Origin of the sequence: Candidatus Palauibacter scopulicola (assembly GCF_947581915.1) — a bacterium.
In the GTDB taxonomy this organism is placed as follows: Bacteria; Gemmatimonadota; Gemmatimonadetes; order Palauibacterales; family Palauibacteraceae; genus Palauibacter; species Palauibacter scopulicola.
This window is the reverse complement of the sequence record NZ_CANPWG010000003.1, coordinates 1-18,187: the sequence shown is the minus strand read 5'-3', so window position 1 is coordinate 18,187 and position 18,187 is coordinate 1. Positions and strand designations below refer to the sequence as shown.

The window sequence follows — 18,187 nt, the reverse complement described above, 5'->3', positions numbered from 1 at the left end:
GCTAGGTCGTCGTCGTGGTCACCCGCCGCGCCGGGCGGTTCCTGTATTCCTCCCACAGGCTATCGTGCTTGTTGTCCAGGTCGGACGGCACGCCCTTGATGAAGACCCACTCGATCCGGGTCGTGATCTCGAGCGGATCTCCGTCGGTCACGATCAGGTTCCCCACCTTCCCCACCTCCAGCGACCCCAGCCGGTCGTCCACGCCGAGCACGCGCGCGGGGCCCAGCGTCACGGCTTCCAGCGCCGCCTCCTTCGAGAGCCCCCACGACACGGAGTTCGCGGCCTCGTAGGGGAGCGTCCGCGCGTCGGACGAGTTGAAGGTCGCGAACGCGATCTCGACCCCCGCGTCGCGCAGCACGCCGGGCAGCGTGTTCGGATCGTCGTACGCGGTGTCCTCGCCCTGCGGCAGCCGCTGCACAGGCCCCAGGATCACGGGGATGTTCTTCTCGGCCAGCGTGCCTGCGATCTCGCGCGCCCCGTTTCCGCCCGCGATGACGAGGTCCAGGTTCCACTTCTCCGCGAACTCGATGGCCGACTCGATCTCGCGCCACCCGTTCGCGCGCACGATGACCTTCATCCCCCGGTCGAGGACGCGCGACAGGTGTTCGAGCTGGATGTTGCGCGGCACGCGGCTCGATCCGGACGCCACCGCCTGCCGGTAGTGCTCCGCGGCGACGAACCACGAATCCATCTCCGCCACCTCCTCGTCAAAGCGCTCCTGCGCCCGCCGGAAGGAACGGCCGCCCGCCGGGGGACCGAAACCGGCGAAGGCGCGGAACCCCGTCGAGAGCGTGGGCCAGCCGAGGACCATGGCCGCGGTCTTCTCGATCTCCATCTCCTCCACCGTCCAGCCGTCGAGGTGGACGAGCGTGGCCTGACCCTGGATGCCCGAACCTCCGCCGCCACCGAAGCGGCCGCCGCCGCCGGGCGCGACCATCGAGTGCGTGATCCCGTTCGCGCGCGCGACCGGGATGTGCTCGCTGGCGGGGTGGATGGCCGTGTGCGCGTTGAGATGCGGGTTCCAGCGCCCCAGCTCGCTCGCGTCGTTCGTCACCGCGACGGCGCCGACCTCCGTGAGCCCGAGCGAGCTGAACGAATCGATCATGCCGGGAAAGACGTGCTTCCCTTCCCCGTCGATGATCTCGGCGTCCGCCGGAATGTCGACGTCCGCTCCGACCGCGATGATGCGGCCATCCCTGATGACGATCGTACCGCCCTCGATCACGCCGTCGGCCACCGTGTGAATCGTGGCCCCCTGCACCGCGAACGTGCCGCCGTCCTGCGCGACGGCCGGGCTCGGCGCGCCGAGCCCGACAATGCCGAGGACCGTCGCGGTCCCCACGATCGACTTCAGCATGGTGCCGATCCTGTCACCTGTGGTGTTCGTGGATCCGTCCATCATCGTCCACCTCCGGGCCACCGGCCCGGTTCGCGCTCGTTATCCGAGTCGTCGTCCTCGTCCGCCTCGCCGAGCATCTCTCTCAACTCCTCCTTCTCCGCCGCGATCTCGGCCCGCATCGCCATGTCGGCGTCGATATCGAACACCACCTCGCCGTCGATATACGTCGTCCGGACCCTGGCGTAGGAGGAGAGCGGATAGTTCTCCCACAGGACGATGTCCGCGTCCTTCCCCGCCTCCAGCGAACCCACGCGGTCGTCGATCATGAGCTGGATCGCCGGATTGATCGTGACGGTGGCGAGGGCCTCGGCCTCGGTCAGGCCGCCCCACTTCATCGTCTTGGCGGCTTCCTGATTGAGGTGCCGTCCCTCTTCCCCGCTGTCGGAGTTGATGGAGACGTTGACGCCGCGTTGCGTCATGATCGCCGCGTTGTGCGGGATCGCCTCGTAGGCCTCCATCTTGTAGGCCCACCAGTCCGAGAACGTGGAGGCGTGGGCCCCGTGCTCCGCCATCTCGTCGGCCACGCGGTAGCCTTCCAGGACATGCTGGAAGACGTGGATGCGGAAGCCGAACTCCTCGGCCACCCGCATGAGCTGCAGGATCTCGTCCGCGCGGTAGCTGTGCGCGTGCACGTAGCGCGTGCCTTCGAGCACTTCAACCAGCGGATCCATGGTCAGGTTGCGGCGTGGCGGGATCGCATCGCGGTCGCCGTCGGCCACGCGCGCCCGGTAGGTGTCCCACTCGGCCTTGTACTCGCTGGCCTCGATGAAGGCCTGCCGAACCACGTCCATCACCCCCATGCGGGAGGCGGGATAGCGCGCCTCCTGGCCGGGTAGGTTGGGGCTCCCGGCCCGCTTCGGGTTCTCGCCGAGCGCGAACTTGATGGTGGGCGGGGCGCCCTGGAAGAGGAGACCCTGCGCGTCCGCGCCCCAGCGATGCTTGATGACGGCGTTGTTGCCGCCGATCGGGTTCGCGCTCCCGTGCATGACGTGCGACGTCGTCGTGCCGCCCGCCGCCTCGCGGTAGAGCGCGATGTCCGTCGGGTCGATCACGTCGTGGATCGACACCATGGAGGAGACGGAGACCGCCCCCTCGTTGATCGCGTCGGCCGCGATATGGGAATGGGCGTCGACGATGCCGGGCGTGATGAACTTGCCCGTCCCGTCGATGACCACCGCGTCGGAGGGCGCCTCCACCTCGGCGGCCGGCCCGACGGCGACGATGCGCCCGTTCTCGAACAGGACGGCGCCGTCCTCGATCCGCCCGGCGTCCGCCGCGGTGAGAATCGTCGCGCCCGTGATGAGGATCGGCTGCTCCTGCGCGGCCGCCCCGCCCGGGACCGCGAGCGCGACGGCGTACGCCAGGCCGAGCGCCAGGCATCCGGCTCCGACTCGCCCGGCAGCCCGTGTCATCGGATGTCTCATCGGACACCTCCTCCGGGCCTCGTGCCCGTGAAGTCCATGTTGCGCATGCCACCGAAGGAAGCGTTCCCCTCGATCGAATCGCCCTCGACCGTGCCGGTGTAGACGATCTCCACGTCCATGCCCGGCCCCATCGTGGCGGAGACCGTGATGCTGAACTCGCTGCCGCTCACCCAGCCGTCGGTGATCTGCTGCTCGCCCCGCTCGCCCTGGATGACGCCTGAAATCGTGCCGTCCTCCGAAACCTCGAGTTCGGCCGTCGCCTCCTGCGAGTCGTTGTTCAGGGAGAGGAGCCAGGTGCCGTTCATGTCGACCGCCGGGGGCTCCGTCGGCCGGGGCTCCGGCGCTTCCTCCTCGAACCTGTGGCCGTCGACGAACACCATCCGGATGTCGGTGTCCTCTTCGAACAGCGGGCCGTCGGTCACGACGAGGTTCGCGATCTTGCCGGCCTCGACGGAGCCGAGCATCGCGTCCACGCCGTAGATGCGGGCGGGCGCGACGGTGAGCGCCTCCAGCGCCGCCTCCTCGGAGAGCCCGTTCTCGATCGCCGTCCGCACCTTTTCCATCATCGCGCGGGGGCTCCCGGCCGAACCGCTGTAGAAGGCCCATTCGACGCCCGCCTCCTCGAGCCGGGCCGGCGTCGTCGGCGCATAGGCGCGGCGCTTCAGCGACGAGAGCGACTCCTCGGCTTCCGGATCCGCATCGCGGTTCCGCTCGGGCCAGTCGGCGTTCACGAGCACCTGGACCCCGGCCGACGCGATCTCGTCGGCGAGTCCGTACGCCTCGTGCGCGCCCTGGAGGACCGGCCGCGCGCCCGTGTCGCGCCCGAGCTTGATCGCGCGCCGGATCTGCCGCACCTCGTTCGCCGGCATCACGGTCGGCCATCCTGCGGCGATCGCGTCCTGGATCGGACCGAGCGCCCGGTCGTAGGTGGGCCGCGGCTGGCCGCTCGGGTTGGCCGTGTAGCGCGCCTCGTACTGCTGGCTGTGATCTGCGTCCAGGTACAGTTGCCGGATGTAGGCGATGACGCCCATGAGCGAACCCGGGAAGCTCCGGAATCCGCCGGCTCCGCTCATCGTCACGCGGAGGGCGGCGGGCGCCTTCACGACCATCTCCTGCTCGTCGCCCGCGAGGTTCACCACGACGGCCTGCCCCGTCACGATCCCGTCATCGGGCGCCACGAGCGCGTTCGTGAACCCGCCGCTACGCCACGTCTCGATCTCGTCGGAGTCGGGATCGAGCATGTCGGCCGCGTTGACCCAGGAGTTCGTCGCCGGACGGTCCTCGGGCCCCACGGTGCGGGGCTGGTTCGCCTGCTCGACAAACGCGGCGAAGGGGTTGCCTCCCCCGCCGCCCGGATTCCCCACCTGCGAGGCCATCCCGATCCGGGACAGCCCGTCGAACAGGCCGGGGTAGACGGTCAGGCCCGAGACGTCGATCAGCCAGGCGTCGCCCGGGACCTCGACATCGGCTCCGACCGCCTCGATGAGGCCGTTGGCGATGACGACGGTGCCGTTCTCGATGACGGCGCCCGTGCCGGTCACGATGCGCGCGTTCTGGAGGGCGAAGAACGGGGGAGGCACCGGGGCCTGGCTCGGCATGTACTGCGCGTCGGCGGGCGCCGGAGCGGCAAGGCCCGACAGCGACGCGAGGAGCAGCCCCGGAACGACCCCGCCCGCCAGCCGGCGCGCGAGTGCGGTGCGGTTCATGAGAGATACATCCTTCCCCGAAGGTCCATCACGGGTCCATCGCAGGTGAAACAAACCCCTGCACATCCCTTCACAACACGCCTGAGTAAATCTCCGTTCAGTCCCCCACCCGGTCAACGCCCGCGCGGCGGCGGCGGACGCGATCCGACAACCCGGATCCGTCCGGGTTCGGTGTGCATCCGTTTGGATGGAGGCGACGCGCGCGTTACGGTGGGGACATGGAACACTCTCCGCTCCCGCAGGAAGGGCTCGCGGTCGTGGTGAAGCGCGACTGCCCCACGTGTCGGCTGGTCGAACCGGTGCTTGAGCGGCTCGCCGACGGTCCCGGCGGTCTCGTGGTTCTCAGCCAGGACGACCCGGACTTTCCCGCGGCGCTTTCCGGCGGGGTCGACGACACGGAACTCGAACAATCCTTCCACCTCGGGATCGAGACCGTCCCCACCCTCGTGCGCTTCGAGGACGGGAAGGAGGCGGGCCGCGCGGTGGGCTGGAACCGGGCGGAGTGGCGCGATCTGACGTCGATTCCGGACCTGGGTGCGGAACTGCCCGAGTTCCAGCCGGGCTGCGGTTCGCGGTCCGTCGAACCCGGCGCGGCGGAGCGGCTGCGCGCGCGCTTCGGGGAAACCGGCCTCGAAGCGCGGCAGGTGGCGCTGGAACCGCATGCGGACGCCCTCGAAGCGTGCTTCGAGCGCGGGTGGACGGACGGGCTGCCCGTCGTCCCGCCAACTCCGGAGCGGATCCTGCGCATGCTCGCGGGCACGCCCCGGGCTCCGGACGAGATCCTGGGCACCGTGCCGCCGGACTACGGGGAGTGCACGGTGGAGAAGGTCGCGATCAACGCCGTGCTCGCGGGCTGCAAGCCGGAATACATGCCCGTCGTGCTCGCGGCGCTCGAGGCGGCGCTCGACCCCGACTTCACGCTGCACGGGATCCTGTGCAGCACGTGCTTCACCGCGCCCCTCGTCATCGTCAACGGCGCGATCGCCCGCCGCATCGGGATGAATTCGGGGCTGAACGTCCTTGGCCAGGGAAACCGCGCCAACGCGACCATCGGACGTGCCCTCAACCTCATCGTGCGCAACGTCGGCGGCGGCCGGCCCGGCGAGATCGACCGCTCCACCTTCGGGGCCCCCAGCAAGTACACGTTCTGTTTCGCGGAGGATGAGTCGGACGAGGAGTGGGAACCGCTCTCGGTGTCGCGCGGCGTCCCGGCCGGGGTGAGCGCGGTCACACTCTTCCAGGGGGAGGGTGTGCAGGGGATCATGGACCAGCGCTCGCGCACGCCGGAGGAACTGACCGCGTCGCTGGCGGCGTGCCTGCTGGCCGTGTGCCATCCGAAGATCTGCGAGTGGGCACATGCGGTGCTGCTCCTCTCGCCCGAGCACTACGCCATCTACCGGGAGGCGGGCTGGGGCCGGGCGCGGATCACCGAGGCGCTGCTCGAGGCGACGACGCGACCGCTGAGCGAGGTGACGCGCGGCGCGGGGGGCCTGGCCGAGGGGGTGCCGGACTCGGAGACGCGCCGCCACGTGCCCAAGTTCCCGCCCGGGGGACTGCTCCTTGCCCGGGCCGGCGGCGCGGCCGGACTGTACTCCGCCATCCTGGCCGGCTGGCCCGGCGGCCGCGCCTGGCAGCACTCACACCCCATCACGAGAGAGATCGAGACATGACCGCTCTGACCGCAGCGAATCCGGCGACGCCGGCCTCCGTCCTCCACGACCCGACCTCCGAACTCGCCCCGGAGATGCGCCCGCGGCGGGCACCTCCCCCGTCGCTCGAAGGACGCGTGGTGGCGCTGCAGGGGATCGGCAAGCTCCGCAGCGACGAGTTCCTCGACCACGTGAAGACGCGGCTCGATGCGCGCGGCATCGCGACGATCCGCACGGACAAGCCGACCAACGCGCGCCGGGCCCCGACCGAATTGCTCCAGAGGATCGCCACGGAGGCCGATGTCGTGGTGCAGGCATTGGCCGATTGAGGGTCCTGCACGTCGTGCGGTCTGCACGATCTCAGAGACCTCGATGAACGCGGGATCCCCGGCTGCTTCGTCGTCACGACCGAGTTCGAGGAGGCGGCGCACAGCCAGTCGCGCACGCTCGGCTTCGAGCCCGGCATCGTCTGGGTCCCGCACCCCATCCAGAACCGCACCGCCGCCGAACTCGAGGCGCTGGCGGACGAGGCGATCGACCCGATCCTCGCCATGATCACGGCGTCGGACTGACGCGTCGGGCCGCCGGGCGCGGCGGGCGCCGGACTTGCTCGCGGCGCCGAAAACGGCCCAATTGACAGCTGCCGGATCGGTATCGAACCAGCCAGGAGGCCGCATGCCCACCCGCCGACGATTCCTCGCCCGCCTCGGGGGCTCCGCCGCTGCCGCCGGAGCCATGACCGTCGTTCCCACGAAGTGGAGCACCGCGGTCGCGGCGGCCCGCGACCTGTCCCGCACGCCCGGCTCCGCCGAGGAGATCGCGCGCGACGAGGAGTTCTGGATCGAGATCCAGAAGGCGTTCACCACCGACCGCTCTCTCGTCAACCTCAATAACGGGGGCGTGAGTCCGACGCCCGCCCACGTGCTCGAGGCGATGAAGCGGGACCTCGACTTCGCGAACCAGATCCCGGTCTACAACGGGTGGCAGATCCTGGAGCCGCAGCGGGAGGGCGTCCGGGCCCGGCTCGCCCGGCAGTGGGACGTGGACCCGGAGGAGGTCGCGATCACGCGCAACGCGTCCGAGGGCCTCCAGATCCTCCAGAACGGGTACGACCTCGAGCGCGGCGACGAAGTCGTGACGACGACCCAGGACTACGGGCGCATGATCACGACCTTCCAGCAGCGCGAGCGCCGCGAGGGAATCGTGATGAAGCAGTTCAAGATCCCCATCCCGGCCGAGGATCCGGCCGAAATCGTGCGACTGTTCGAGGAGCAGATCACCGACCGCACGCGGCTCATCCTCATGTGCCACATGATCAACATCACCGGACAGATCCTGCCCGTGCGCGAGGTCGTGGAGATGGCGCGCGGCTACGGCATCCCGGTCCTCGTCGACGGCGCCCATTCACTTGCACACCATGATTTTACCCTCTCCGATCTGAACTGCGACAACTACGCCGTCAGCCTGCACAAGTGGCTGCACGCCCCGGTCGGGACCGGCCTCCTCTACGTGAGGCGGGAGAAGATCCCCGAGATCTGGCCGCTGCAGGCCGCGGCTGAGAGCCGAGACGACGACATCCGGAAGTTCGAGGCGATCGGCACGCACCCCGAGGCCAACTTCCTCGCCATCGGCGAAGCGCTCACCTTTCACCAGCTCGTCGGCGGCGAGCGCAAGGAGGCGCGCCTCGTACACCTGCGGAACTACTGGGCCGAGCAGCTCCTCGAGCACGACCGCGTGCGGCTCAACACGAGCCTCAAGCCGGGCTTCGCGTGCGGGATCGCCAACGTCCAGGTCGAGGGCATCGACACGAGCGCGCTCCGCAACTGGCTGTGGAACCGGCACCGGATCTTCACGGTCGGCATCAACCACGCCGAGTTCACGGGGCTCCGCATCTCGCCGTCCACCTACACGACGCTCGAGGAACTCGACCGCTTCGTGGACGCGATGACCCGCGCGGTGAAGCACGGCATCCCGGCCTGACGCGCGGACGGATCGGGTAGGCGTCGCCGCGGTCCGCCTCATCCGGCGACGAACATGGGACGTCGGCGGCGGATCCTCCGTCACCGCTGAGCGTTCCCGCGGGAACGTGCCGGTTTCCGATAACCGCGGTTTTTTCGCGTTTGGGGCCTTCTAAGTTACAATAATTCGCGTTTTCGTGGTTGTCGGGCCCCTAATCTGCGGATGGTTCCATGAACCGGGTGTTGCACGAACTGCCCGAAGCTTTCGTGTCCCATACGGCCATCAGCCGGGAGGTATCCCGGGCCGTGAGCGCGGGGAGACTCCGGAAGCTGGCGTCGCGCCTTTATACGAAGAACTTCGAGGACTCTCCCGAGGAGATCGTTCGGCGCAATCTCTGGGCGATCGTCGCCGGATATTTTCCAGGGGCCCTGGTCGTGGACCGTACCGCCTTTGAGACCGTTCCCGCTCCCGATGGAACCGTTTGCCTCGTCAGCGAGCGCGGGAGGACGACCGAACTGCCCGGCATCGTGCTGCGCCCGCGTCGTGGACCCGGGCCGATCTCATCAGACATGCCCTTCCTCGACGGCCTGTACCTCAGCTCGCAAGCCAGGGCCTTTCTGGAGAACATGCGCCCATCGCGGGCCCGGAGCGGTCGCGTGCCGCGCACGCTCACACAAGCCCAGGTCGAAGAGCGTCTCGATCGTCTCATTCGCGTCTCGGGCGAAGCAGCCATCAACCGGCTGCGCGACGAAGCCCGGGCGATCGCCACCGAACTCGACCTGGAGCGGGAGGCCGCACACCTCGACACGCTCATCGGCACGCTGCTCGGCACGCGCGAGAGCCGGCTCGATTCGCATGTGGCACGGGGTCGCAGCCGCGGGCGTGCCTACGACCCGGATCGGATGGAGTTGTTCCACACCCTGCACCAGGCACTTCGCGACCACCCTCCCCGCGACAGACCGGAGGTGCGGCGCGACTCACCGGGGCCGACGACGCTGGCATTCTTTGAGGCGTACTTCTCCAACTTCGTCGAGGGAACTGAGTTCCTCGTGAGCGAAGCCGTCGAAATCGTGTTTGAGGGCAGGATTCCGCCGCAACGGCCGGCGGACGCACACGACGTGATCGGGACTTGGCGTATCGTTTCCGACAGGGCGGAGATGCGCCGGACGCCGGAGGATCCGGAAGCCTTCGTGAGCCTTCTCCAGGGACGCCACCGGCGGATCATGAGCGAGCGGCCCGAGACGGGACCCGGCGAGTTCAAGGTGGCCGGCAACCGTGCCGGACAGACCGTATTCGTTGCCCCCGACCTCGTACCCGGCACGCTGGAACAGGGCTTCGCCCTCTACCGGAGCCTGGAATCGCCGTTCGATCGCGCCGTCTACATGATGTTCCTGGTCAGCGAAGTACATCCCTTCGCCGACGGCAACGGGCGTGTCGCGCGCGTGATGATGAACGCGGAACTCGTCGCCGGAGGAGCGGAGCGGGTCGTCATCCCGACCGCCTTTCGTGACGACTACCTCGCCGCGCTGAGGGCGTTGTCGCGAACGCGGCGTCCGGAGCCGCTCATCCAGGCGCTCGACTACGCGCAGCGCTGGACGATCGCGGTCGAATGGACTTCGATTCCCGAGACGCAGCAGCAACTCGACGCGTGCCACGCCTTCCTGGATCCTGCGGAAGCGGAGGCCGAAGGCAAGCGGCTGCGCATGCCGCGCTGACCCCGGGCGGACTGGCCGTCCGTTCAGGTTGGCGCATATGATCTTGCGCGCTGCAAACCCCAAGGGCGTTTTTCGACACTGATTTCGTCCCCGCTCGAAGCCACCAGACCTGTAGACCGGAGGGGAGACCCGATGACCGAAACCTTTGACATGGCCTTGATTCAGCGCGGGGCCCGGCTACGCCGTTCGCCCTACTTCGAGGCCACGCTCCGGGACGGGTGCCGGAGCTATACGGTCTACAACCACATGTTTCTGCCGACGCGCTACGACGACCTGCACGCGGAGTACGAGAAGCTCCTGAACGGCGTCACGGTGTGGGACGTGAGCGTCGAGCGGCAGGTGGAGATCACGGGGCCGGACGCCTTCGAGTTCACGAACCTGCTCACGCCCCGGGACCTGTCGAAGTGTGCCGTCGGGCAGGGCAAGTACGTCCTCATCGGCGCCGCCGACGGGGGCATCGTGAACGACCCGGTGCTGCTGCGCCTCGCCGAGAATCACTTCTGGCTCGCGCTGGCCGACAGCGACGTGCTGCTGTACGCGAAGGGGATCGCGCTCAACGCCGGCCTCGACGTCGAGATCCGCGAGCCGGACGTCTCGCCCATGCAGGTGCAGGGCCCGAAGTCGAAGGAAGTCGTGCGCCGGCTGTTCGGGGACGACGTCGTCAAGCTCCCCTACTACTGGTTCCTGGAGACGGACCTGGACGGCATCCCCGTGGTCGTGACCCGGACGGGGTGGAGCGGCGAGGTCGGCTACGAAATCTACCTGAGGGACGGAAGCCGGGGCGTCGAACTGTGGGACCGCGTGCTGGAAGCGGGCCGCGACCTGGGCATCTCCCCCACCGGCCCGTCGGACATCCGCCGCATCGAAGCCGGCATCCTCAACTACGGCATCGACATGACGCTGGACACGAACCCGTACGAAGTCGGGCTCGGCTGGCAGGTCGATTTCGACCAGGAGGGCGACTTCATCGGCCGCGAGGCGCTGGTCCGGATCGCCGAGGAGGGGCCCCGGAGGCTGCTCGCCGGCATCGAAATCTCGGGCGCGCCGCTCGACCTGAACATGGACCGCTGGCCCGTGCGCGGCGGCGGCGCGAACGGGGACGGCGGCGCGATCGGATTCGTCACGTCCGCCGTGTATTCGCCGCGGCTCGGGAAGAACATCGGCTACGCCCTCGTCCCGACCGCGGTCGGAGAGCTGGGCACGCGCCTGGCCGTGACGACGCCGGACGGAGAGAGGGACGCCGTCGTGGTGCCCCGACCCTTCGTGGATCCGGGCAAGGAGATCCCCAAGTCCTAGCGAAAACGCTCCAGACGAGGTTGACCGGATGACCTTCACGCTCAGCCGGCCGCTACCGGCTGTGTGCCGCGGCCTCGCGGCAGTGCCACTACTCTCGGCGGCGGCGTGCGGGAGCAACGTCGAAGAGGTCTCGGAGGTCGTGCTCGCACGACACGTCCACACGGACCTCTACGACGCTTACCCGGGCATTCCCTCGCCCGCCGGTGATCAAGTCGTATTCGCCGACTATGCCGCGGACAAGAGATCGCTGACGGTCTACGACGTGGCGACCGGGGTCGGCCGCGTGGTGACGGCGACACAGGGGGGACGGACGCGGGTGACGTGGTCGCCGGATGGTTCCCGCATCGTTTACGTCGACCGCCAGTCCGACCGTCATGGAGTTTGGACCCTGGACCCCTCCTCCGGCCGGGAGTCGCGCATCGTGGATCCCGGAGACACCCGCATCGACTATCCGCGATTGCTGCCCGATGGGACGGTGACGGCGCTTCGATACGCCGGCGCCGATACGGCGTGGGTCGCGTACGCACCGGGAGCCGGTCGGGCGATATCCGTAATCGTCGACGGCGCCGGCGGATGGGTTGCGCCCGTGCGATCGCCCGACGGGCGCGCAGTCGCATACCTCCGTTCCGCGGGCGGACGCGCGGCCCTCGCCGTGACGGAGCTCGCGACGGGTGAGACGCGCACGCTCGCCGCCGACCTCCGTCTCGGATGGGACCGCCGCGTGGAGTGGTCCTCCACGGGCAGAGCGCTCCATCTGGCGGCAGCGGGCACCCGGGATTCCCTCTTTGTCGCCTGGCGCGTGCCGCTGGACGGAAGTCCGACCGAACGGCTGGAGCGCAGCCGTGACGTGCTCGCGGTCACGCCGCTCGCCGACGGGCGCGTCGCGCTCAGTGAGTACCATACGCGCACCGCGGTGGGCCTCGTGCCAGCGACCGGAGGGGAACCCACCGATGTGACAACGGCGGGTGCCACGAGCGCCTTTCTGCCTTCTTGGCACCCCGGCGGGAGGGCGCTGGGATTCATCACTTTCTCCTGGCGGCGCGTCCGCATGCCGATCGATTTCGACCTGGGCACCCTTGACCTCGATGCGGAGGGCCTCCCGGCCGGCGCGCCCCGAACGCTCCTCTCGGAGGAGGGTGAAGACTACGGAGCCGCCTGGTCGCCCGACGACCGGTGGCTCGCCTTCCACTCACACGTGGAGCAGAGCGACGACATATGGCTCGTCCCGGTCGGCGGGAGCGAGCGACTCACACGACTTACACACTTCGGACCGGGCGCGGACACGGGCGAGCCGGATTGGAGCCCGGACGGGCGGACGCTCGCTTTCAGCAGTCACGGCCCCCCGCTCGAAGGGAACCCGGGGTCGGTGTACTCGGTCGCCGTCGATCCCGCCACGGGACGCGCGGCCGCCGACCCCGTCCGAGTCCCGCTCGACGGGTTCCAGGGGTACGCCATGGGAGCCCGGTTCTCTCCGGACGGGGAGCGGCTGGCCTTCTACGGACGCTCGCTCGAGGACGGACGCGTCACTGTCTACACGGTGCCGGCCGCGGGAGGAGCGCCCACCGCCGTGGTCTCATTCGTCAATGGCGAACCGTACAGCGCGCCCGAGTGGGGCGCCGATGGCAGGTCGCTCTTCTACTCGCGCAACGACGGGGTCGGGGCCTTCCAGGTGTGGTGGGTGGACATCGCCACCGGCGCGACAGAACCCGTGACGACCGGCGCGCTCGGCGCACTCCAGCCGAGCTTGAGCCCTGACGGACGCACGCTCGCAGTTACGATGCGTGACGCCGCGATCGAGGTCGTCGCGCTCGCTACCGGGAGCGCAAACGCCAACTAGCAGTCAGCCGTCAGGGCCTCATTCCCAGGACGGAGGGGATCGCGCGCCCGAACCATCGTCCGATCGTGCTCACCGGTACCGACACGCCCAGGACTCTGGCATTCTGCGGCGGCAGCGTGCCCGGCACCTCGCCGGCGTCGCCTCCGCCGACCCCCGCCGCGGCGGCAGCCAGGGCCGCCGTTCCCGCCAGGATCCCGGCCCCGAGCAGGACGCTCTTCGTCGTGGAGAATTCACGCACTTCGATGCTTGTGACACCGTCCCGGGCCACCCGCAGAGTGTCGTACTGCACGACATCCTGGAACAGGCCGAGGGTATGCCGCGTGCTTGCTTCGAACTCGATCGTATCTCCCACGCTGATGACCGTTCCCTCTACGGCGACCGTCCCGGGAGGCGAGTTGGGATCGACGATCGCGGACTGGATCGGTACGCGCAGCCGGGCCACCGCGCCCACGGGCGCGTCCTCTACGAGCCGGTAGGAGTAGCACCCCGGAACCGCGAGCACGACCCCCAGACAGGCGACGAGCCAGGGCCGCCGTGCTCCGCGTGCTCCACCGGTCGGCGAAGAATCAGAACTCAACATCGAGGTCTCGTGTCAGGAGTTGGTTGAACGAGTAGACGAAGTGCCAAGGTTCGTCGGGGAAAATCCCGCCGGTTTCGTTGAGAAGGCCGCGGTCGTCCACGTTCACGATGACCTGGACCGCAAGCGTATCCCCTTCCAGCGACTCCGCCTGGACGAACCACCGCCGGTCGATGGAGATATCCATCGTTCTCTGGAAGGGGATCTCGTGAATGACCGTGTCCGACCGGACGACCTGCACCCGCGTCACTCCGAACTCGTTGCTGCCGGCCACGAACTGCGTGGAGTAGATCGCCCTCACCCGGTCGCCCGCCTCGCCCCGCATCTCGAAATAGATGTTCTCGGGCGTCGGGTCATCGAAAATCTCCGAGCACCCGCCAAGGGCGATCGCCGCCAGCAGGAGCGGCAGTCCCACAAAGGGGGTGGCAGAGGCGGCGGGTGCAACCCGCCGCCTCCCCCCTGACATCAACCTCCGCAACCCAGTCCGTTCAGGTGGCAGTTCGCCCGCAGTTCGATGATCGAAATCGGGAGCATCGTGCCCGGAGCGTTGGACGCGGCGGCCGCGCCCTGCCACTTGGGATCCGTGAGACCCCACCTGTACATGTCCGCCAGACGGAGGCCCTGCAACAGCACGTTCACCCGTCGCGTGTGCTGGAGCATCTCCATCTCGGAGATCTGGCCGGAGTACGGCGTCAGGCCGTCCAGCGCGCGGATGTTGTTGATGTGCATGGCGAAGCCGTTGGAATCCCCGCCCGCCAACGCGTTCTCGGCCAGAATCAGGTGCATCATCCGGGCGGAGGCGAGCGTCAAGGGCGGATAGATCCCGCCCTTGTCGAGATAGCTGCCGCCCTTCCACTGATTCAGCCACTTGATGACGGCCGGATCATCGACGTTGTCGATGGGATCCTGGAGCGCGATGCCGTTGATGTCGTTCTGGTCGTCGACCGTGGCGATCGAGAGGTCGATCTGGTTCTCCTTGCGGTCGTTGACCCAGGACGCCATCGAGTTGGACCTGCTGGCACTCGAAAACGTCAAGTTGTACGTCCAGTCCGACTGGACGCTCGCCAGTACCGCGCTGGCGTCCATGCCGGCCTCGGCCGAGGAGGCCAGGCCGTTCCCGGATGGCGACGGGTTGATCACGTCCCATATCGCGCGGGACTGCCTGGCGCGGGCGCGGAGAGCCCTGGCCTGCGTCGCCATGTCGGTCGCCCCCACCTCGTTGAAGCCGGCGATGGCCGAGGAGAACTTGTCGATCGCGCCGTCCAAGACCTGGTACATGTTGGCCGGTCCGATCGGAGGCCCGCTCTCGGTCTTGTCCGAGAACGCGAAGTCCTCCTGGATCTCCCCGATCACCATGTAGATGAGGCCGGAGTACAGGTAGGCGCGCGCCAGATCGGTCTTGATCTGGGTGGATGGGTTGTTGCCGTGGTGCTCCTGGACGATTTCGATGGCTTCGTCGCTCATCCACCGGGCCTGTCCCATGGCCGGGAACGGGCCATCGATGAACTCGTTCAGCGGATCATCCACGAATCCGAGATCGAGCGAGAGCCAGGCATCCCTGGAGCCGATCCAGCGCATCTCGTCGGACGCCACCAGGTACGGCTGCCAGGACTGCGATATGGAAGACGCCACGAGCGTGAGCGTTCCGTTCACGACGGCCGCGGCGGCGGCCTCCTGGCGGATGTCCTCCTCGACCAGATCGTTGGGGTTGTTGACGTCCAGCAGGTCGCCGCACCCAAGCGTGAAAGCGGCCAGAAGAGGCGTGGCCAACCAGGCCTTCATGTTTCGATTCCTCATGGTATGGTTCTCCCGCTTGGATCTAGAAAGTGACGCGCACGGACATCGTGAAGCGCCGTGGCACCGGGATGCCCCAGCCTTCCGTCGAATTCAGGAAGTTGCAGTTGAGGCCTCCGTTGCAGCGCCCGAGGACGTTGCCCTCCGGGTCCATGCCGGGATAGTCGCCCAGCATGAAGAGCAGCAGGTTGCGTACGCCCATGTTCACCGTAGCGGCCGAGAAGCCCCAGCGCTGGACGAACGTGGCCGGCACACGGTAGCTGAGCGACAGCTCCCGCCACTGGATCCAGTCGGCATCGTAGATCCCGTTCATGCCGCTCATCGGGGAGAGACCCTCGACTTCGTGGGCCCAGGCGACCGCCGCATCGAGCCGCTCGTCCGCCGACGAACCGGGGTTCAGCATCGTGGCGTACAGTTCGGCCGAGCGCGGCGTGTTGCGCCCGATGAAGTTGTTGGCGCGCCGGAACATGCCCGACAGATCCTGCACCTGGTGGCCGAACTTGTACTCCATGAGCGTCGTCAGCTGGAAGTTGCCCAGGAACGCGAGGTCGAAGCCGAAGGAGCCCGCGTAGTCCGGAGTGGGATCGCCGAGGTGCGTGTCAAGCAATCCGGCCCCGCAGTTATGCGACGCCAGCCCTCCGTTGGGCGTTCCGAAGTCCTCGTTGCCGATCGCCAGCGGCTTGAAGCTGTTGGGATTGCGCGGCTGACTGAAGTACGCGAGCGCCTGGTCGCGCGTCGGCACGACGCACTGGCCGTCGACCGGATCGAGGATGTTCAGCGGGATCGCCACATCGGCGACCCTGGCGCCGAAGAAGGCGCCCGGCGTGAAGCCCTCGACCAGGTAGTTGCGGTAGCGCGGATAGCTGCCGCCGGTCTTCAGCGGAGGCGCCCCGCCCATGTCCGTGATCTTCTCGGACAGGAAGGCCGTGTTCGCGAACACGTTGAGCGAGATATCCCGCGCCTGGATCAGGTTGCCGCGGATGCCGAACTCGACGCCGTGGGCCGTCACCTCGCCGATGTTGTCGAGCTGGGTCTGCGTGAACCCGCCCGTGACCGGGAACTGCCGCGCGACCATGGCGTCGGTGACCACCCGGTCCCAGTAGGTCGCCTCGACGGACCACCGGTCGTTGAAAAGGCCCAGATCGATCCCGAACTCCAGCTCCGTGGACACCTCGGGCTTCAACTGCTCGTTGCCGAGATTCGACGGCTGGACGCCGGGACCCACTTCGGTGCCCAGCGACGAGAAGGTCGTGAACTTGTCGAAGGCGCCCGGCTGCAGCCCGGACGTGCCGTAGGCTCCCTTGATCCGCATCGACGAGAAGACCTCGCTATCCCACTGTTCGCTCGGGACGATCGCGAAGTTGGCCTTCGGATAGAGGGCGGTGTTGAACGCCTCGCCGAACGCCGAGTTCGCATCCCAGCGAGCGCCCACGGTCAGGAAGAGCCAGTTGTCCCACGCGACCTGGTCCTGCACGTATCCGCCGATCTGTGTCACCCGCAGCCAGTTCTCGAACGAGGACTCGGAGCCCAGCGCCGAAAGCGTCTCCAGGCCGGGACCGGGGAAGTCGCGTCCGCTGCCGCCGGCCGACTGCGACTGGCGCAGGAAGCCCTGGCCGCCGAACAGCAGCGTGTTCTCGAGCCGGGGCGTGCTGAAGACGTACGATCCCTTGATGTCGGCCGTCAGCTCGCGGCTACGGTTCTCCTGGACGTTCCGGCTTCCGTCCGGCGTCGAGCCCGAGAAGCCGTCCACGTTCCACCGGTAGGGGCGGAAGCTGGCCGCGTCGTCCGACGTGAAGTCGATCCCGAAGGTTCCGTTGATGTTGAACGCCTCGCTGGGCGAGAAGTCGATGTTGGTGGATCCCGCGAAATGCTGCGAGTTCACCTGGTTCAGCTGATAGGCGTTCTCGCGCAGCGTCGCGAACGCCGGCTGGCCGTAGTAGTTGATCTGCCCGAGTTCCGGGTCGGCGTTGGCGAGCCGAAGCTGGGACATGAGCGCCGACGAGAACACGCCGTAGATGTTGTTCGAGTTGTCGGGCGTGCTGTGCGCCATGTCGGAATAGAGCGTCGTCACGCCGATCCGCAGGTCGCTGCTCGGGATCAGCGTGAAGTTGGTGTGGATCGATGCGCGGCGGTTGGTGTCGTCCTCGGGGTCCAGCCCCTCCACCACGTCGAAGTTCCTCGCCGCGTCGTACGGCCCGTCCTCGCTGGCGAGGCGCGCCGAAGCGAAGTACTGGAACACGCTCGATCCACCCTGCAGCGATCCGGAATAGGTCTGGCCGAATCCCGTGGTGAGCAGCTCGGGAATCAGGTCGCGCTCGATCGGCTCCCAGGGCGACACGGGCTGCCCCCAGCGCGACGACATCAGGTTGACGGCATCCGACAGACGCTGGGCGTCGCCGTCTCCCGTGCATCCGGGACTGGAGCAGACGCGGCCGGCGAAGTCGGCGACCGGCAGAATGCGGTTGGTCGGCACGGAGATCCCGGTCAGGTCGCCCCGGAAGGTGAAGCGCGGGGTCCCGATGGTGCCGCGCTTCGTGAAGATCTGGATCACGCCGTTCGAGGCCTCGGTCCCGTACAGCGTCGCGGCCGCGGCGCCCTTCAGGATCTCGACGCGCTCGATGGACTCGGGCGTCGAGGCGGGAGGGGCTCCCCTGTCCGTTGAAGCTCTGCACGGCGGAGCGGTCCACGCGGATGCCGTCCACGTACACGATCGGTTCGTTCAGCTGCGACAGCGACGCGGACCCGCGGATCCGGATGCGGGCGCCTTCGCCGGTGTAGCCCGACGAGGGCAGCGCCACCACTCCGGGTTCGCGGCCCGCGATGAGCTGGCT

14 protein-coding genes are annotated in these 18,187 nt (G+C 68.3%); 7 read left to right on the top strand and 7 right to left on the bottom strand.

What is annotated here, in order from left to right; genetic code table 11:
- Position 1: 1 nt before the first annotated feature.
- The 3 genes from RN743_RS00225 to RN743_RS00215 are packed head-to-tail and all read right to left on the bottom strand — an operon-like array spanning position 2 to position 4,529.
- Complete coding sequence (locus RN743_RS00225; RefSeq protein WP_310775013.1) at positions 2-1,402, bottom strand: amidohydrolase family protein; 1,401 nt, start codon at positions 1,400-1,402, stop codon at positions 2-4.
- On the bottom strand, positions 1,399-2,823 hold the full coding sequence (locus RN743_RS00220) for an amidohydrolase family protein (RefSeq protein WP_310775011.1): 1,425 nt from the start codon (positions 2,821-2,823) through the stop codon (positions 1,399-1,401). The genes RN743_RS00225 and RN743_RS00220 overlap by 4 nt, the downstream gene beginning before the upstream one ends.
- A complete protein-coding gene (locus RN743_RS00215) occupies positions 2,820-4,529 on the bottom strand; it encodes an amidohydrolase family protein (protein WP_310775009.1) in 1,710 nt (569 codons plus the stop codon). Before RN743_RS00215 ends, RN743_RS00220 begins: the two co-directional genes overlap by 4 nt.
- 218 nt (positions 4,530-4,747) lie before the next feature.
- Here RN743_RS00215 and RN743_RS00210 point away from each other — a divergent pair, with 218 nt between their 5' ends.
- The 6 genes from RN743_RS00210 to RN743_RS00185 all read left to right on the top strand — a co-directional run bounded on the left by RN743_RS00210 (position 4,748) and on the right by RN743_RS00185 (position 12,985).
- The gene (locus tag RN743_RS00210) at positions 4,748-6,199 is read left to right on the top strand and encodes a thioredoxin family protein (RefSeq protein ID WP_310775006.1); all 1,452 of its coding nucleotides are present in this window, start codon (positions 4,748-4,750) and stop codon (positions 6,197-6,199) included.
- Positions 6,196-6,750 (top strand): UGSC family (seleno)protein, encoded by a 555-nt coding sequence (locus RN743_RS00205; RefSeq protein WP_310775004.1) that lies wholly within the window; start codon positions 6,196-6,198, stop codon positions 6,748-6,750. Before RN743_RS00210 ends, RN743_RS00205 begins: the two co-directional genes overlap by 4 nt.
- Before the next feature lie 103 nt (positions 6,751-6,853).
- Positions 6,854-8,158 carry an aminotransferase class V-fold PLP-dependent enzyme gene (locus RN743_RS00200; protein ID WP_310775002.1) on the top strand — a complete coding sequence of 435 codons (1,305 nt, stop codon included), beginning with the start codon at positions 6,854-6,856 and terminating at the stop codon, positions 8,156-8,158.
- A 209-nt stretch (positions 8,159-8,367) separates the two neighbouring features.
- Positions 8,368-9,852 carry a Fic family protein gene (locus tag RN743_RS00195; protein ID WP_310775000.1) on the top strand — a complete coding sequence of 495 codons (1,485 nt, stop codon included), beginning with the start codon at positions 8,368-8,370 and terminating at the stop codon, positions 9,850-9,852.
- Positions 9,853-9,984: 132 nt separating this feature from the next.
- Positions 9,985-11,148, top strand: a complete 1,164-nt coding sequence (locus RN743_RS00190) for a glycine cleavage T C-terminal barrel domain-containing protein (RefSeq protein WP_310774998.1) — start codon at positions 9,985-9,987, stop codon at positions 11,146-11,148.
- A gap of 28 nt (positions 11,149-11,176) precedes the next feature.
- Positions 11,177-12,985, top strand: coding sequence for a hypothetical protein (locus tag RN743_RS00185; protein ID WP_310774996.1), 1,809 nt, complete (start codon positions 11,177-11,179; stop codon positions 12,983-12,985).
- Between the two features lie 10 nt (positions 12,986-12,995).
- On the opposite strand, the gene RN743_RS00180 is transcribed toward RN743_RS00185, so the two are convergent.
- The 4 genes from RN743_RS00180 to RN743_RS00165 are packed head-to-tail and all read right to left on the bottom strand — an operon-like array spanning position 12,996 to position 17,907.
- Positions 12,996-13,565 (bottom strand): hypothetical protein, encoded by a 570-nt coding sequence (locus RN743_RS00180; protein ID WP_310774993.1) that lies wholly within the window; start codon positions 13,563-13,565, stop codon positions 12,996-12,998.
- Positions 13,552-13,977 (bottom strand): hypothetical protein, encoded by a 426-nt coding sequence (locus RN743_RS00175; RefSeq protein ID WP_310774991.1) that lies wholly within the window; start codon positions 13,975-13,977, stop codon positions 13,552-13,554. Before RN743_RS00175 ends, RN743_RS00180 begins: the two co-directional genes overlap by 14 nt.
- A 50-nt stretch (positions 13,978-14,027) precedes the next feature.
- Positions 14,028-15,359, bottom strand: a complete 1,332-nt coding sequence (locus RN743_RS00170; RefSeq protein WP_310774989.1) for a hypothetical protein — start codon at positions 15,357-15,359, stop codon at positions 14,028-14,030.
- Positions 15,360-15,381: 22 nt separating this feature from the next.
- Positions 15,382-17,907 carry a TonB-dependent receptor gene (locus tag RN743_RS00165; protein WP_310774987.1) on the bottom strand — a complete coding sequence of 842 codons (2,526 nt, stop codon included), beginning with the start codon at positions 17,905-17,907 and terminating at the stop codon, positions 15,382-15,384.
- Here RN743_RS00165 and RN743_RS00160 point away from each other — a divergent pair.
- Positions 17,891-18,187, top strand: a 297-nt coding sequence (locus RN743_RS00160) for a hypothetical protein (protein ID WP_310774985.1), incomplete at its 3' end; no start/stop codon positions are given. The genes RN743_RS00165 and RN743_RS00160 overlap by 17 nt on opposite strands.

What these genes read in the sequence shown, in the direction of transcription:
- RN743_RS00225 (WP_310775013.1), bottom strand. Translation starts at nt 1,402, where the DNA reads ATGATGGACGGATCCACGAACACCACAGGTGACAGGATCGGCACCATG.
- RN743_RS00220 (WP_310775011.1), bottom strand. Translation starts at nt 2,823, where the DNA reads ATGAGACATCCGATGACACGGGCTGCCGGGCGAGTCGGAGCCGGATGC.
- RN743_RS00215 (WP_310775009.1), bottom strand. Translation starts at nt 4,529, where the DNA reads ATGAACCGCACCGCACTCGCGCGCCGGCTGGCGGGCGGGGTCGTTCCG.
- RN743_RS00210 (WP_310775006.1), top strand. Translation starts at nt 4,748, where the DNA reads ATGGAACACTCTCCGCTCCCGCAGGAAGGGCTCGCGGTCGTGGTGAAG.
- RN743_RS00200 (WP_310775002.1), top strand. Translation starts at nt 6,854, where the DNA reads ATGCCCACCCGCCGACGATTCCTCGCCCGCCTCGGGGGCTCCGCCGCT.
- RN743_RS00195 (WP_310775000.1), top strand. Translation starts at nt 8,368, where the DNA reads ATGAACCGGGTGTTGCACGAACTGCCCGAAGCTTTCGTGTCCCATACG.
- RN743_RS00190 (WP_310774998.1), top strand. Translation starts at nt 9,985, where the DNA reads ATGACCGAAACCTTTGACATGGCCTTGATTCAGCGCGGGGCCCGGCTA.
- RN743_RS00185 (WP_310774996.1), top strand. Translation starts at nt 11,177, where the DNA reads ATGACCTTCACGCTCAGCCGGCCGCTACCGGCTGTGTGCCGCGGCCTC.
- RN743_RS00180 (WP_310774993.1), bottom strand. Translation starts at nt 13,565, where the DNA reads ATGTTGAGTTCTGATTCTTCGCCGACCGGTGGAGCACGCGGAGCACGG.
- RN743_RS00170 (WP_310774989.1), bottom strand. Translation starts at nt 15,359, where the DNA reads ATGAGGAATCGAAACATGAAGGCCTGGTTGGCCACGCCTCTTCTGGCC.